At 69.0% G+C, this 15,620-nt stretch carries 15 protein-coding genes; 5 read left to right on the plus strand and 10 right to left on the minus strand.

What is annotated here, in order from left to right:
• Positions 1-843 precede the first annotated feature (843 nt).
• Positions 844-2,883, plus strand: coding sequence for an ATP-binding protein (locus ABD52_RS07840; RefSeq protein WP_047891383.1), 2,040 nt, complete (start codon positions 844-846; stop codon positions 2,881-2,883).
• A gap of 107 nt (positions 2,884-2,990) precedes the next feature.
• Here ABD52_RS07840 and ABD52_RS39740 read toward each other — a convergent pair whose 3' ends face one another.
• From ABD52_RS39740 to ABD52_RS07855, 5 genes are all read right to left on the minus strand, one after another.
• Entirely contained in the window at positions 2,991-3,134 is a 144-nt protein-coding gene (locus ABD52_RS39740) for a hypothetical protein (RefSeq protein ID WP_161801612.1), read from the minus strand.
• 98 nt (positions 3,135-3,232) lie between these two features.
• The gene (locus ABD52_RS38180) at positions 3,233-3,853 is read right to left on the minus strand and encodes an endonuclease domain-containing protein (RefSeq protein WP_161801613.1); all 621 of its coding nucleotides are present in this window, start codon (positions 3,851-3,853) and stop codon (positions 3,233-3,235) included.
• 446 nt (positions 3,854-4,299) lie between these two features.
• Positions 4,300-4,962: a DUF6882 domain-containing protein gene (locus tag ABD52_RS07850; RefSeq protein ID WP_047891363.1), complete on the minus strand. Its 663-nt coding sequence runs from the start codon at positions 4,960-4,962 to the stop codon at positions 4,300-4,302.
• Between the two features lie 72 nt (positions 4,963-5,034).
• On the minus strand, positions 5,035-5,208 hold the full coding sequence (locus ABD52_RS40125) for a hypothetical protein (RefSeq protein WP_013283846.1): 174 nt from the start codon (positions 5,206-5,208) through the stop codon (positions 5,035-5,037).
• Positions 5,209-5,524: 316 nt separating this feature from the next.
• A complete protein-coding gene (locus ABD52_RS07855; protein WP_047891364.1) occupies positions 5,525-5,869 on the minus strand; it encodes a hypothetical protein in 345 nt (114 codons plus the stop codon).
• 222 nt (positions 5,870-6,091) lie between these two features.
• Here ABD52_RS07855 and ABD52_RS07860 point away from each other — a divergent pair, with 222 nt between their 5' ends.
• The gene (locus ABD52_RS07860) at positions 6,092-6,868 is read left to right on the plus strand and encodes an HAD-IIB family hydrolase (RefSeq protein ID WP_030273674.1); all 777 of its coding nucleotides are present in this window, start codon (positions 6,092-6,094) and stop codon (positions 6,866-6,868) included.
• Positions 6,869-6,988: 120 nt separating this feature from the next.
• Entirely contained in the window at positions 6,989-8,776 is a 1,788-nt protein-coding gene (locus tag ABD52_RS07865; protein ID WP_047891365.1) for an adenylyl cyclase, read from the plus strand.
• A 47-nt stretch (positions 8,777-8,823) separates the two neighbouring features.
• Here ABD52_RS07865 and ABD52_RS07870 read toward each other — a convergent pair whose 3' ends face one another.
• Together ABD52_RS07870 and ABD52_RS07875 are read right to left on the minus strand one after the other, a co-directional pair.
• Positions 8,824-9,414, minus strand: a complete 591-nt coding sequence (locus tag ABD52_RS07870) for an ATP-dependent Clp protease proteolytic subunit (protein WP_013283850.1) — start codon at positions 9,412-9,414, stop codon at positions 8,824-8,826.
• A 125-nt stretch (positions 9,415-9,539) separates the two neighbouring features.
• Positions 9,540-10,181, minus strand: a complete 642-nt coding sequence (locus ABD52_RS07875; RefSeq protein ID WP_030273673.1) for a helix-turn-helix domain-containing protein — start codon at positions 10,179-10,181, stop codon at positions 9,540-9,542.
• 159 nt (positions 10,182-10,340) lie between these two features.
• On the opposite strand from ABD52_RS07875, the gene ABD52_RS07880 reads away from it, so the two are divergent.
• Positions 10,341-11,354, plus strand: coding sequence for a TrkA family potassium uptake protein (locus ABD52_RS07880; protein ID WP_013473883.1), 1,014 nt, complete (start codon positions 10,341-10,343; stop codon positions 11,352-11,354).
• Positions 11,355-11,378: 24 nt separating this feature from the next.
• Here ABD52_RS07880 and ABD52_RS07885 read toward each other — a convergent pair whose 3' ends face one another.
• Entirely contained in the window at positions 11,379-11,861 is a 483-nt protein-coding gene (locus ABD52_RS07885) for a MarR family winged helix-turn-helix transcriptional regulator (protein WP_174361689.1), read from the minus strand.
• Positions 11,862-11,944: 83 nt separating this feature from the next.
• On the opposite strand from ABD52_RS07885, the gene ABD52_RS07890 reads away from it, so the two are divergent.
• On the plus strand, positions 11,945-12,592 hold the full coding sequence (locus ABD52_RS07890; protein WP_047891366.1) for an FMN-dependent NADH-azoreductase: 648 nt from the start codon (positions 11,945-11,947) through the stop codon (positions 12,590-12,592).
• Between the two features lie 79 nt (positions 12,593-12,671).
• On the opposite strand, the gene ABD52_RS07895 is transcribed toward ABD52_RS07890, so the two are convergent.
• Positions 12,672-13,706, minus strand: a complete 1,035-nt coding sequence (locus ABD52_RS07895) for a 2-oxoacid:ferredoxin oxidoreductase subunit beta (RefSeq protein ID WP_013473885.1) — start codon at positions 13,704-13,706, stop codon at positions 12,672-12,674.
• Complete coding sequence (locus tag ABD52_RS07900) at positions 13,699-15,546, minus strand: 2-oxoacid:acceptor oxidoreductase subunit alpha (RefSeq protein WP_047891367.1); 1,848 nt, start codon at positions 15,544-15,546, stop codon at positions 13,699-13,701. The genes ABD52_RS07895 and ABD52_RS07900 overlap by 8 nt, the downstream gene beginning before the upstream one ends.
• Positions 15,547-15,620: the final 74 nt, after the last annotated feature.

A 15,620-nucleotide genomic window follows, 5' to 3' on the forward strand; every position in this document is an offset into this window, starting at 1 on the left:
CCGCTGTCGAAGCCGTGGCAGAGGATGGGTCCATGCCTCGATCCGCGTCATTGGACGCAGAGTGCCGCTGGCGCGCTGGCGCTTTGCACGCCGGATCGCGCCGGTCAGCTCTGCGCCTGGCGACGGTTGGACGGGTGGACGAGTGCCGCAGAGATCTGCTCCAGCTCCTTCTGCGACAAAAGATAGTCTCGGCGGCTGGACCCCCGCTCTCGGCCGTCCATGATGCGACGGAACTCGGAACGTGGGGATGTCGCCTACCACCAGCCGAGCCGGCTCGGCGACCTGCTGTTCATCGACTGAGCCACCCTCCGCGCGCACCATGCGGCAGATGTGCGCGCGAGAACCCTAGGCTTTCGCTATGCCGAGTCGCTTCTACCGCCGTCGCTGGGATGAGCCACGAGGCGACGGGTTCGACGGTTGGGGATACTCCGTCTGGTACTTCGAGGTTGGTGAGGATGGCTGGCCCGTTCGGCAGATTGAGGCGTACGACAACGGGCCGGTCCTCCGCTACGGGCCCGGACATGAGGAAGATCAGTACGGAGGCATGGGGCAGGCGAGCCTCAATGACCCAGACGAGGACTGGAACCCCTACATCATTACGCGAGACGCGTTCGAGCGTGTCTGGGACTCGGCAGGCGAGTAGGAACCGACGTCTCGGCTGGAACACCGTCAACGAGAGGACCACGCGCTTCGCGGCATGAGCGTGTTTTTTTCCGCTTTGCCTGGCTGGACGCAGCGTGACGGGATTCTGACGTTTCCGGTGCGGAGTACGGCGTAGCTGCCGAAGGCAGGTCGCAGGGCCCCGATAGAGTTGTGACGTCCAACCGTCCAAAAGGGGGCATGATGGCGCTCACCACGTCTCTGGCGGGTCGGGTTCGGAACACAAGCCTCCCGAAGAGTCACTCCCTGCTCCCGCTGCTAGAGGCTATCGTCAACGGCCTCCAAGCGATCGATGCACGCTTCGGCACGAATACCGGGCAGGGACGCCTGCGGATCACGATCGAACGGAGCGGCCAGGAAGAGGTCGACTTCGGTCACTCTGGTCCTGGCCGCGCAGCACTGAGGCCGATCGTTGGCTTCGCCGTCGAGGACAACGGCGTGGGATTCACCCCGGATAACATGGACTCGTTCGAGACGCTGGACAGCGACTACAAAGCCGGCATGGGTTGCCGTGGGGTGGGCCGTCTCCTCTGGCTCAAGGCGTTCGAGAGGATCTCGATCCGCAGCGCGTACAAGAATGAGGGCGGCGATCTCTGCACAAGACAGTTCAGGTTCTCGGTAGACCGCGAGGTCGAGCATATTGAGCCGCCAGGCGGTTTTAGTGACACCGGGACCGTTGTGCATCTGGACGGGTTTAGGAACAGTTTCCAAAGGAACGCGCCGAAGAGCGTCGAAGCCATCGCCCGCGAAGTGTTCGAGCACTGCATCTGGTACTTCCTCCGACCCGGCGGAGCGCCTGAAGTGGTGGTCGTCGATGAAGAGGTCGTCTCTCTCAACAAGTTGATGGAGGACTTTGTCTTCTCCGGGTTGCCGACGAGCACCATCGCCGTCAAGGGCAGGAAGTTCGAGATGGTCAACCTCTGCCTCAAGTCCTCGACACGCAATCCCATGCCTCGGTTGCTCTGGTGCGCTGCGAGCCGCGTCGTCGTCGAGGAAAACCTCACCGGCAAGATACCCGGACTGTATGGCCGACTGAAGGACGACGCCGCGACCGAGTTCACGTACGTCTGCTACCTGTCGTCCGACTATCTTGACAGGCACGTCCGCGCCGACCGCACTGCCTTCGACATTGATGAACGGGTGGTTGGCACGACGCTGAATGATGACATCTCACTCGAAGACATCCGTTCGGCCGTGCTGCAAGAGGTGGAACGACTCCTTTCCGACCCGCTCGCCGCAGCCCGCGACGAGGGCAAGGCGCGAGTCAACGAGTTCGTAAGCAAGCGCGCGCCTCGGTATCGCCCGGTCCTATCCCGGCTCGAGTCACTCGGAGTGACCGTGGATCCGTCAATTAAGGACCCGGATCTTGAACTCCTGCTGCATCGTAACCTGCAGAAGCTGGAGGCCGAGGCCATCGCCGAGGGGCAGGCGGTATTCGCGGAGGCTGGCTCCACCCCCTTGGAGGACTACCAGGAGCGATTGAACCGGTACCTTGACGCCGTAAAGGACATCAATCAGTCTGACTTGGCGGCGTACGTCTCCCGTCGTAGGGTGATTCTCGATATCTTGTTCAAGATCATCAGAGCGAATGAGCAGGGCAGGTATTCCCGAGAGGACGCTATTCACTCGTTAATCATGCCGATGCGGACTGACTCGGGTGAGATTGGGACTGATGCATCGAATCTGTGGATTATCGACGAGCGACTCGCCTTCCATGACTACCTCGCCTCCGACAAGACTCTCAAGAGCATGCCGATCACCGGTTCCGAATCGACGAGAGAGCCAGACCTACTCTCAACGCGGCTCGTCGACACGCCCGTGCTGACAGCGGAGGGCGAGGCTCTGCCGCTGTCCTCGATTGTCGTGGTCGAGATTAAGAGGCCGATGCGGAACGACGCATCGGAGGACAGGGACCCAATTCTTCAGTCGCTCGACTACGTAAAGCGAGTGCGCAGCGGTGGCGTGTTGACGGCTTCGGGACGACCAATCCCAGCGTCCCAGGATTCGCCGGCGTTCTGTTACGTCCTAGCGGACCTTACGCCAACATTGGTGAGCAGGTGTGAGTACGCTAATCTCCGGCGGACTCATGACGGCCTCGGATACTTCGGATTTAATGAGCCAGCGAAGGCGTACATTGAGGTCATGTCTTTCGATAGGCTCATCAATTCCGCCACGGAGCGCAACCGGGCGTTCTTCGACAAGCTGGGACTACCGTCGAGCTAGTACTTAGAAAGATGCCCGCTTAGCTCAGAGACTGTTATCCTCGAAATCCATCGACCCACATGCACTCTTCTCGGCCGGATCCGGACACCACTGGGGCTCGGTAAATGTCACTGCGGGTAGTCGATGATCTCTGTGTGCTGGCGGCGTCTCGGCCGGGTCAGCCCGCCGCTGTGCTTGCGGATGTCGATTGCCGTTGTGTACTCGTTGGCGTACGCGGTTCTGCGCTGCAGCCCGTACGCCGACACCTGCACGTCGTCGACCTCAGCTGCCAGAAGACCTCTGATTCACCGTCGCTGCCCTTACCAGCTGCCGGCGACACACCCGTCGCGACGTCGTGGTCCGGATTGGGTCAGAATTCGTCGTCGAAGTTCAGCCCAAGCTCGTTGGCCTTCGCTCGCTGTCGCGCGGTCCGCCGGATGATCTCGTCCCACACCGGTTGACCGGTGGTGATTGCCGCAGCGATCCATCCGCCCGAGCCGTTCGGGTCACCGGTGCAGTGGTAGCAGCGGCAGTCCATCCCGTCTCTGATCCGCCTGTCGCGGTGAATGCGTCCGCCAGTGGCGAACCGGTCCGGTTCCCATGGGTTGACCCCGGCGCGTGTCAGGTAGGCGCGGGCGGCCTCGATCCACCGTCCTGGCCTCAGCATTGCGTTGCCGTGCAGCTCGACCAGGCCGAGGAACCCGTTGCAGCCGGCACAGAGCAGACCCCGGACACACTGGCCGCACGACTCCCGGCCGGGACAGCACAGGTGGTCGTGGTCGATCGGCAGGGGGACCAGCCCGACTGGTTCACGCCACGCAGGGCCGCCGCAGATCCCGCACCCACCGTCCTGCGTACATAGCAATTCCCGGTACCGCGCTGCAGTAATTCGGTGCCGCAGCAGCGCCTTCCTCGGCGCGTCAAGGCAGCACACCTGGAAGGTGCGATAGGTGGGAATCAACCCGAGCAGGCGAGCATCGCCGATGACCACCTGCCAGATTCTGAAGGCCGGGTACGACAACCACCGTCGTGAAGACTCAGGTGGCGGAGGACACAACCCGCAGGCGGAAGGCGGTAGCCGCCAGGGTTTGATCAAGTTCCGTGGGCGTCCCGGTTGGTGGTGCCCAGGATGGGGTGTGCTCGTTGGGGTTCATCATGGATAGCCCGTTTGACCTTTGCTGCAGCAGGCGGAAGGGTGTCCAGATTCTGTTAGTGCCTGTCGGGAGCGGCCTCGCCATGTCGCCCCGGAGACACCGAGGAGAGCACGCCGCCGCACCCTCCTCGGTTGCCGCCGGTCACCTTGAGGGGCGATGAGCCGCGACACGATCTCGCGCGTTACGGCCCACCAGCATCGATCGGCCAGGTCACCGACACAACGGCAACGTCATCGACCCGTTCCCATGTTCGACGGGACCCGCCGGGGGCACCACATTCCGCCTAGGGGCTGACCGTTCCCGACAGGTTGCTGACCCGACCCATCGCGTCGAAGTCGACACGCAGGACCGACCCGCCCCGATCCTGCGCCGTCACCGACATCGGCGCCCGATCCAACCGCCACCCCTGCTGGTGCAGGAACGACTCGACGGCGACGCGGTGCTCCACCGGGAAGGACTGAAGGACCTGCGTCAGGACGGTCAGCGCCCGCTCGGGCCGGACCGGCGCGGTGATCTGCGGTGGGGCGTCGTCGAGGTGGAAGAAGACGGCGCCGCCGTCGTACGGCCCGCGGTAGTAGCAGCGGCCGGTCAGGCCGGACGCCAGCAGGGCGAGGCGGTGTCCGTCGGCGCGCTGAAGCGGGAACGTGGGTTCGGTGAGTTCGGCGACCCGTTGGCGGTGCCCGTACTCGCGAAGCCAGCCGGCCAGATGCAGCAACGCCGGCGGGAGGTTGCTGGCGTCGTTGGCCCAGGCCCACAGCCAGGTGCCGTTGTCGTGGCTCTCGGTGCCGAGGAGCTGGACGCGGTACCGCAGGTCGGTCCCGAACGTCGCGATGCCGTCGGGCACGTCGAGCTGCCAGTCGCGCTCGCCGAGCAGGTCGGCCAGCGCCATCTGGCGGGCCAGGCCGGTGCCGACATGTTCGGCGAAGAGTCGATCAAACGTCGGCATCGCCGCAGTGTGCCAGACCTTTCAGCGGGACGGCCCCGCGTCCGGCCGGAGCCGGAGCGCGGGGCCGGCGGGTCAGCGGACCAGCGCTGCCACCAGCGTCCCGATGCAGGCGACGACGGCGGCGATGATCGGACTGAGCGTCTTGATGTACGCCAGGATGAGCCGGTGCCGGTCGGTCGGCTCGGCAACGGTTTCGTCCTCGTCCTCTGGTGTCTCGAAGTCTGACCCGTGAGGGATTACAGTCAACGTGACTCCTTCCGTTGCAGCGGTGGAGTCGAATGCGGCGTCCGGTGGCAGCCGGGCGCCGCCCTCTGTGTGAGGCGACGCAGTGCCGTTCGACCGTTCGAGCATCCTCCCGGCGGACAGCTAGCACAAGAGTGGGCAATTCACTGTCGGGTACCTGACAAGCAGATGCATCGCATCGAGAAAATTTCGGTGCCATCTCTTGCCAAATGCAATTTTCCGTGAAGCAGTTCAACTCGGCGTGACCAAGCAAAAGCACATGGTGAGCAGTAGTGTCGTCAGACGCGCCAGGCCGCGGGACCGGGCCGCGGCACGCCGGCTACGAGAGGAGGAAGCCGGTGGAGGAGCGGGTCAGGACGCCGGTCATCGGGAAGCGGGCGGAGCCGTTCCACCAGTGCCACGCCACGGCCCAGGCGCCCGGACCGGATGGCAGGGCGTCGTGCGAGGCGCAGTCGGCCATGCCGACGCTGTTGCCGGAGCCGTGGACCAGGACCGGTACGTACAGCCTGCCGGTCGCGCCGCAGCGCGCGCCGGTCCCGGCGCCGACAGTTGAGGTGACGTAGGAGCCGTCCTTCGCCAGCAGGGTGTCCGGGTCGGCCAGCGGGAAGGTGGACGAACCCGCCGGCGTGGACATGTCGTCGGCGGGCGCGGCGGCGACCGGCACTCCTCCATCGATGAAGGTGTTTGTCGGCCGAACGCTATCGACGCCGACGATCCCGTCGACGGGGGGAGCGCTGACGCCGGGAGCGGGAAGCGGGGCTGCCCGGAGACCTGCCGGGTTACGCTCCGTCGAGGGGACGTGTCACCCGCCGGGCCCTCAGGCCGGTGCCAGGACCCGTCGGTACCCTGGCAGGTCCTGGCCTGTCCGCGACGACATGAGGTATTCGTGAACGATCTTCGAGTGGTGGCGTTCGATCTCGACGACACCCTGGCGATTTCCAAGTCCCAGATCGATCGTCGGATGGCGGAGTTGCTCGGCCACCTGCTCACCGAGGTGGACGTGCTGGTCATCTCCGGTGGCCGGTTCGAGCAGTTCCAGTCGCAGGTGCTCGCCCACCTCGACCTCACCGAGGAGCAGCGCGACCGGCTGCACCTGATGCCGACCTGCGGCACCCGCTACTACCGCTGGTCCGACGGGGACTGGCGGCAGGTCTACGCGGAGGACCTGACCGAGGCCGACAAGGCCCGTGTCGTCGCCGCGCTGACCGAGTCGGCGCAGGCGCTGGGTTTGTGGGAGGCGAAGACCTGGGGCGACATCATCGAGGACCGGGGCAGCCAGATCACGTTCTCCGCGCTGGGGCAGTCCGCCCCGCCGGCCGAGAAGTACGGCTGGGATCCGGACGGCGACAAGAAGCGGCGGCTGCGGGACGCGGTCGCGGCGAAGCTGCCCGACCTGGAGGTGCGTGGCGGCGGCTCGACCTCGATCGACGTCACCCGCAAGGGCGTCGACAAGGCGTACGGCATGCGGAAGCTGCTGGAACACCTGGACCTGAAGATCGACAACGTGCTCTTCGTGGGTGACCGCCTGGACGTGGGTGGCAACGACTACCCGGTCAAGGCGATGGGCATCCGCTGCGTCGCGGTCACCCGCTGGGAGGAGACCGCCGACTACGTCGAGAAGCTCGTCGACGACCTGGTGCAGCAGCGCGCCGAGCGCGCCTGAGCACAGCCCGCAGCAGAGCCCGCCGGTTCCGGAACCGGCGGGCTCTGGCGGTATCGACGGTGATGAGGTAGGAACAGCCGAGAGAGCGCTCTCCCGTCCCATCACCGAACAGGCAGGCAGATGCGATCACCCGACCCCTCCCGCCGCCGTTTCCTCACGCTCACCGCCTCCGCGGCCTCGCTCACCGCCCTCGGCCTCCCGGCCGGCGCCGCGGCTGCGTCCCCGGCCGCGCGCCCCGGTCGCGAGCCCGACTTCGGCCCGAACGTCTTCGTGTACGACCCCAGCACGCCGGTCGAGGAGATCCAGTCCACGCTGGACCGGCTGTTCACCGCTCAGGAACGCAACGAGATGGGCTTCGACAGGTACGCCGTGCTGTTCAAGCCCGGCCGCTACGAGGTGGACGCCCGGCTCGGCTACTACACGACTGTGGCCGGTCTCGGCGCCCACCCGGACGACGTGGAGATCCACGGCGCGGTCCGGGTGGTCGGGCAGCCGGACCCGAACTCGCCCGCCGGCATCTCCGCGCTCACCAACTTCTGGCGCTCGGCGGAGAACCTCGCTGTCACCCCGACCGACTGGTCGAACCAATGGGCCGTCTCGCAGGCGTCACCGATGCGGCGGGTGCACGTCAAGGGCGTGCTGTGGCTGGAACCCGGCAACGGCGGTTACTCCAGCGGCGGCTACATCGCCGACTCCAAGGTGGACGGCATCACCATCAACGGTTCCCAGCAGCAGTGGCTCACCCGGGACAGCGAACTCGGCGGCGAGTGGACGAACGGCGTGTGGAACCAGGTCTTCTCCGGCGTCATCGGCGCGCCCGCGCAGGGCTTCCCCGACCCGCCGTACACCACGCTGCCGACCAGCCCGGTCACCCGGGAGAAGCCGTACCTGTTCGTCGACGCCCGCGGGGCCTGGCGGGTCGCCGTACCGCGCCTGCGCCGCGACACCGCCGGCACCACCTGGGCCACCGGCGGCGCGCCGGTGCCGTCGCTGCCGCTGTCCGCGTTCTTCCTGGCCCGGCCCACCGACTCGGCCAAGCGCATCAACGCCGAACTGGCCCGGGGCCGGCACCTGCTGCTCACCCCCGGCGTCTACCACCTGGACCGGGCCCTGCGGGTACGCCGCCCGGACACCGTCGTGCTCGGCCTCGGCATGCCCAGCCTGGTGCCGGACCGCGGGGACGCGGCGCTGCGGATCGAGGACGTGGACGGGGTCCGCATCGCCGGGGTGCTCGTGGACGCCGGGCCGGTCGAGTCGCCGGTGCTGGTCGAGGTCGGTACGCGGCACTGCCACCGTTCGCACGCCACGAACCCGATCTCGCTGCAGGACGTCTTCTTCCGCATCGGCGGCCCGTACGCCGGGCGGGCGGTGACGAGTCTGGTGGTGCACAGCCGGCACACGCTCATCGACAACATCTGGGCCTGGCGCGGCGACCACGGCCGGGCCGGCACGATCGGCTGGACCGTGAACACCGCTGCCACCGGCGTGATCGTCAACGGCGACGACGTGACCGCGTACGGGCTGTTCGTCGAGCACTACCAGCGCTGGCAGACGATCTGGAACGGCGAGCGCGGCCGGACCGTGTTCTACCAGAGCGAACTGCCCTACGACCCGCCGAGCCAGGCGGCCTGGCGCAGCCCGACCGGCAACGGCTGGGCGTCGTACAAGGTGGCCGACCACGTCCGCACGCACGAGGCGTGGGGACTGGGCGTGTACTCGTACTTCAACCAGGGCGTGGACATCCGCTGCGACCGGGGGATCGAGGCGCCGCGCCGGGCCGGGGTGCGGTTCCACGACGCGATCACCGTGTTCCTGGACGGCAGCGGCGGCATCGAGCGCACGATCAACGAGATCGGCACGCCTGTCGTCGGGTCGTACGGCACCAGCACAGTGGTCACCTACCCCTGACCTCGAGGGCGGCCCGGCCGGTGCGGGACCGGCCGGGCCGCGCCCGCTCACGCCGCGAGCTGGTCGACGCGGGTGAGCACCTGGTCGACGAGGCCGTACTCGCGGGCCTGCTCGGCGGTGAACCAGCGGTCGCGGTCCCAGTCGCGCTGGATCTCCTCCAGCGTCCGCCCGCTGTGCTGGGCGATCAGCTCCTGCATGGTGCGCTTCACGTGCAGCATGTTCTCGGCCTGGATGGTGATGTCCGCGGCGGTGCCGCCCATCCCGCCGGACGGCTGGTGCATCATGATCCGCGAGTGCGGCAGCGCGAACCGCTTGCCCGCCGCCCCGGCGCAGAGCAGGAACTGGCCCATCGAGCCGGCCATCCCGAGCGCCAGCGTCGCCACGTCGTTCTTGACGTACCGCATGGTGTCGTAGACGGCCATGCCGGCGCTGACCGAACCACCCGGCGAGTTGATGTAGAGGAAGATGTCGCGCTCCGCGTCCTCGGCCGCGAGGAGCAGGATCTGCGCGCAGATCTGGTTGGCCGACGCGTCGGTGACCTCGGTGCCGAGGAAGATGATCCGCTCCTTCAGCAGCCGCTCGAAGACCCGGTCGCCGAACGCCGGCTGTCCCTCGTCGAGCATCCAGATGCCACCCATCGCCGCCCACCTCCGTACGCCGGTGGGCGGGGGACCGCCCGGGAACCCGGCGGTCTCCAGCGTCCGCCGGGCGCACCCGTGCGGCCCAGGCTTTCTGCCGGCGGCAGATTCGCCCTGGGCAGAAGCTACGCGGCGACCGGCCGCCGCCGGCCCGCGCGGGCCCGCCGCCGGGCGACAGTGACGGAGGTACGCGGACGGGGGCGGACGGCCGGGGCGGAGGGAGCCGGCCAGATCCGGATGCCGCCGGCGAACCCGATCGGCGTGGCGGCGTCGAGGGGCGCACCGAGCGGCGCCGGCACCAGGCCGAAGGGCCGCAGCGCGCCGCCCAGCAGCGGCGTGGCGGTGACCGGGCGGCGGGCGACGTGCGGCCGGAGCGAGACGGCAGGTCGCCGGGTCACTGGTGGGCGGGGCGACACGGCCGGGCGGCGCGTGACGGACAGCCGCGGCGGGCCGACCCGCAGCTGTGGCCCGGTGCGGGCGGTCGGCACCCGGTCGAAGCGGGCCGCCGAGACCCCGGGGCCGACCGGGGCCGGACGCTCCCGGCGCAGCTCGTCGCGGGCCTCTTCGAGCAGGTCGGCGAGGTGGATGCCGAGCGCGCGGCAGATCGCGGCCAGCACCTCGGAGGAGGCCTCCTTGCGGCCGCGTTCGACCTCGGAGAGGTAGGGCAGGGAGACGCCGGCGGCCAGGGCCACCTCGCGCAGCGTGCGGCCCTGGCGCAGGCGGATGCGCCGGAGCACCCCGCCGATCACGCGTCGCAGCAACGACATGCCGGCCTCCTCGCGGTCGCCGTCCCGGACGTCCCCATCATGCCCCGTCCACGCCCCCGGAAGCGCCCCGGCCGTTCCGTTCGGCACCCGGCGGGCCGAATCCCCACGTACCCGTTATCTTGTGGGCGTGCAGGCGACGGTGGCGGAGCAGGGCCGACGGTGATCCATTTTCCCGCGCAACGGCGGGGGCCGCTGAGCGCGCTGAGTCTGCGCCTGCTCGCCGCCCTCGGCCTGGTCTTCGCCACGGTGGCGGTGGTCTGGCTCGACCGCGACGGCTACCGCGACGTGGACGAGAGCGGCCTGAGCCTGCTCGACTGCTTCTACTACGTGGTGGTCTCGCTCTCCACCACCGGGTACGGCGACATCACCCCGGTCAGTTCGTCGGCGCGGCTGGCGAACGTCCTGTTCATCACCCCCGCCCGGGTGCTGTTCCTGATCATCCTGGTCGGCACCACCCTGGAAGTCCTGACCGAGCAGTACCGCACCGGCCGTCGCCTGTCGCGGTGGAGGAGAACCGTGAAGGACCACGTCATCATCTGCGGCTACGGCACCAAGGGCCGCAGCGCGGTCTCCGCCCTGCTGGAGAACGGCACGGACAAGTCCAAGATCGTGGTGGTCGAGCGGAGCGGGCCGGCGCTGCGGCAGGCCACCTCCAACGGGCTGGTGACGATCGAGGGTTCGGCGACCCGCTCGTCGGTGCTGGAGCAGGCGCACGTCCGTACCGCGAAGTCGGTCATCATCGCGACGGACAGCGACGACGCGTCGGTGCTGGTGGCGCTCACGGTCCGGCAGCTCACCGCCGGTCAGGTACGCATCATCGCGGCGGTCCGGGAGGCGGAGAACGCGCCGCTGCTCAAGCAGAGCGGCGCGCACCACGTGATCGTCTCGTCGGCCACGGCCGGGCGGCTGCTCGGCCTGTCCACCTCGGCCCCGCCCCTGATCGACGTGGTGGAGGACCTGCTCACCCCGGGTCAGGGCATGGCGCTGGCCATGCGGTCGGCCGAGCGCGACGAGGTAGGGCGCTCCCCGCGTGAGCTGGAGTCGCTGGTCATCGCGCTGGTCCGCCGGGGCAAGGTGGTCACGCTCAACGACCGCGCCGGCGCGGTGATCGAGACCGGCGACATGCTCGTCCACGTCCGGGACGACCGTCCGCAGGCCACCACCGCGATCTGACCCGGCCCCGCTGAGCGCCAGCGGTCAGCAGGCGCCCGGGCCGCCCTCCGCGATCACTTCGCCGCAGGTCGACGACCGGCCCTGGGTGGCCCGTCGCAGCAGGTCGTAGAGCAGGTCCCGCTCGCCCGGAGCCAGCGCGCCGAGGACCTCCTCCTCCGCCCCGGCGAGCGCGCACTCCGCCTCGCGCAGTCGCTTCGTGCCCGCCTCGGTGAGGCGTACCTCGTGCCGGCGGCGGTCCTCCGGGGAGCGGCGGCGCTCGGCCAGGCCGTCCGCCTCCAGGTCGTTGAGCAGGCCGACCACGTTCGTGCTGTCGATCTGGAGCGTGCCGGCGAGCGCCTGCTGGCTGATTCCGCCGGCGTCGCGCAGCACGGTGAGCGCCACCAGGTGGCGGGGGCGCAGGCCCAGCGGGGCGAGCACCGACTCCGAGCGCAGCCGCATCCGCCGGGCCAGGTGGTCGAGCAAAGGCCCGGAGCGGCGCTCGGACTCCTCGACCGGTGCGGCGGACATGTGACCCAGTTTACGCGGCCCGGGGAACATCGACCTGCTATAAATAGTTGGTCCTACACGAACGATCGATGGAGGAGGAAGAAATGGCTCACCTGTTGCACATCGACTCGAGCATCACCGGGGAGCGTTCGGTCAGCCGGCGGCTCACCGCCCGCGCCGCCGCCGCGTGGCGCGCCGCCCATCCGGACGGCACCGTCACCTACCGCGACCTGGGTCAGAATCCGCTTCCGCACCTCGACACGGCGAGCGGCCTCGCGCGCATGGTGCCGCCGGATCAGCACACGCCCGAGCAGCAGGCGTCCTGGCGGCTGACCGAGGAGGTCGTGGCCGAGGTGAAGCGGGCCGACACGGTCCTGCTCGGGCTCCCGCTCTACAACTACGGCCCGCCCAGCAGCGTGAAGTCCTGGGTCGACCACCTGATCGCCCCCGGCATCGCGTACGACCCGGTCACGAACGCCGGGCTGCTCGGCGACCGCCAGTTCGTCGTCCTGGTCAGCCGCGGCGGCGGGTACGGCGCGGGCACCCCGCGGGAGGGCTGGGACCACGCCGAGCCGTGGCTGCCGCACGGCCTCTCCCTGACCGGGCTGGAGCCGCGGTTCATCTGCGCCGAGCTGACCCTGGCCCCGGTCAACCCGGCCATGGCCGAGCTGATCCCGCTGTTCGAGCAGAGCCTCGCCGCGGCCGAGCGGGCCGTCGACGAGCTGTGGGTGCCCGCCTCGGCGGCCGCCTGACCGGGCCGCGTCACACGTGAAGGGCGGGCCGTTCCGCGGGGGAACGGCCCGCCCTTCGGCGTGACGGGTCAGCGGCGGATCAGAGGATCGTCCAGGTGTCGCCGCTGCCGAGCAGCGCGGAGAGCTGCTGCTCCGGGGTCTGGTCGACGGTGGCCTTGGCGGCCGCGACCTGCTCCTGCACCACGCTGTCGTAGGAGGGACGGTCCACCGACCGGAACACGCCGATCGGGGTGTTGCTCAGGTCCAGGCCGGGCAGGCGGGACAGCGCGAACGCGTACGCGGGGTCGGCCACGCCCGCGTCGTGCACGACGATCTCCTCGGCCGGCGTGTTCGCGGTCTCCCGGACCTCCAGCCCGAAGCCACCGGGCGGGTGGACGACGCAGAACTGCCCGTCCTTGCCGAACGTGATCGGCTGCCCGTGCTCCAGCCGGATCAGGAAGTCGTCCCGGGTGGCCGGCTCCTTCAGCGGGTCGAACGCGCCGTCGTTGAAGATGTTGCAGTTCTGGTAGATCTCCACGAACGCCGAACCCTCGTGCTGGGCGGCGGCCCGCAGCACCGACTGGAGGTGCTTGCGGTCCGAGTCGATCGTCCGGGCCACGAACGTGGCCTCGGCGCCGAGCGCCAGGGACAGCGGGTTGAACGGGGCGTCCGCCGAGCCGACCGGCGTCGATTTGGTGATCTTGCCGACCTCGGAGGTGGGCGAGTACTGGCCCTTGGTCAGCCCGTAGATCCGGTTGTTGAACAGCAGGATCTTGAGGTTCACGTTGCGGCGCAGCGCGTGGATCAGGTGGTTGCCGCCGATGGAGAGCGCGTCGCCGTCACCGGTGACCACCCAGACCGACAGGTCCGGCCGGGACACCGACAGGCCGGTGGCGATCGCCGGGGCGCGGCCGTGGATCGAGTGCATCCCGTACGTGTTCATGTAGTACGGGAAGCGCGACGAGCAGCCGATGCCCGAGACGAAGACGATGTTCTCCCGGGGGATGTTCAGCTCCGGCATGAAGCCCTGTACGGCCGCCAGGATGGCGTAGTCACCGCAACCGGGGCACCAGCGCACCTCCTGGTCGGACTTGAAGTCCTTGGCGGTGAGCTTGAGGGCGACGGGCTCAGGCATTCTTCAGGACCTCTTCCAGCATCGTCTCCAGCTCGGCGGCCGTGAACGGCAGGCCGCGGACCTGGTTGTAGCCGATCGCGTCGACCAGGTACTTCGCCCGGATCACGTGGGCGAGCTGGCCGAGGTTCATCTCCGGTACGACCACCTTGTCGTAGCGGCCCAGCACCTCGCCGAGGTTCGCCGGCATCGGGGCCAGGTGCCGCAGGTGGGCCTGGGCCACCGAGAGCCCGCGCTGGCGCAGGCCACGGCAGGCGGCGCCGATCGGCCCGTACGTCGAGCCCCAGCCCAGCACCAGCACCCGGGCGTCGCCGTCCGGGTCCTCCACCTCGACGTCCGGCACCGGGATGGTCTCGATGCGGGCCGCCCGGGTCCGCACCATGAAGTCGTGGTTCGCCGGGTCGTACGAGATGTCGCCGGTCTTGTCGGCCTTCTCCAGGCCGCCGATCCGGTGCTCCAGACCGGCCGTGCCGGGCACCGCCCACGGGCGGGCCAGCGTCTGCGGATCCCGCAGGTACGGCAGGAACGTGGTGCGGTCCTCGCCGTTGGGCTTCGTGGCGAACTCGACCCGCAGGTCGGGCAGCGACTCCACGTCGGGCAGCAGCCACGGCTCGGAGCCGTTGGCGACGTAGTTGTCCGACAGCAGGATCACCGGGGTGCGGTAGGTCAGCGCGATCCGGGCCGCCTCCAGCGCCGCGTGGAAGCAGTCCGACGGCGACTTCGGCGCGATCACCGCGACCGGCGCCTCGCCGTGCCGGCCGTACAGGGCCATGTTCAGGTCGGCCTGCTCGGTCTTGGTGGGCATGCCGGTGGACGGGCCGGCCCGCTGCACGTCGACGATGACCAGCGGCAGTTCCAGCGCCACCGCCAGGGAGATCGTCTCGCTCTTGAGCGCCACACCCGGACCGCTCGTGGTGGTCACGCCGAGTGAGCCGCCGTACGACGCGCCGAGCGCCGCACCGACCGCGGCGATCTCGTCCTCGGCCTGCATGGTGACCACGCCGAACTTCTTGTGCTTGCTCAGCTCGTGCAGGATGTCCGAGGCCGGCGTGATCGGGTACGCGCCGAGGAACACCGGCAGCCCGGAGCGCACCCCGGCGGCCACCAGGCCCAGCGACAGCGCCGCGTTGCCGGTGATGTTCCGGTAGGTGCCCGGCAGCATCTTGGCCGGCTTGACCTCGTACCGGACGGAGAAGTCCTCGGTGGTCTCGCCGAAGTTCCAGCCGGCCCGGAACGCGGCCACGTTCGCCGCCACCAGCTCGGGGCGGGCCGCGAACTTGCGCTCCAGGAAGCGCAGCGTGGACTCGTACGGACGGGAGTACATCCAGCTCAGCAGCCCGAGCGCGAACATGTTCTTGGCCCGCTCGGCGTCCTTCTTGGACACGTCGTGCTCGGCCAGCGCGCCGATCGTCATCGAGGTGAGCGCCACCGGGTGCACCGCGTACCCGGCGAGCGAGTCGTCGTCGAGCGGGCTGGCCGCGTAGCCGACCTTCGCCAGGTTGCGCCGGGTGAACTCGTCGGTGTTGACGATGATGTCGGCCCCGCGCGGCAGGTCGGCCAGGTTGGCCTTCAGCGCGGCCGGGTTCATCGCCACCAGCACGTTCGGGGCGTCACCCGGGGTCAGGATGTCGTAGTCGGCGAAGTGCACCTGGAAGCTCGACACGCCGGGCAGAGTCCCGGCGGGAGCGCGGATCTCGGCGGGGAAGTTGGGCAACGTGGAGATGTCGTTGCCCAGTTGCGCCGTCTCCGAGGTGAACCGGTCGCCGGTGAGCTGCATGCCGTCGCCGGAGTCACCGGCGAACCGGATGACCACCCGGTCCAGCTGACGGATCTGCTTGGTCACACCCGCACCTCGCTTAACTGAGCGCCGTCGCCCTCGCCGGCCCGGCCCGCTCCGATTCTCACGTCAGAGCCTAC

This window comes from Micromonospora sp. RV43 (assembly GCF_001029515.1).
GTDB lineage: Bacteria > Actinomycetota > Actinomycetes > Mycobacteriales > Micromonosporaceae > Micromonospora > Micromonospora aurantiaca.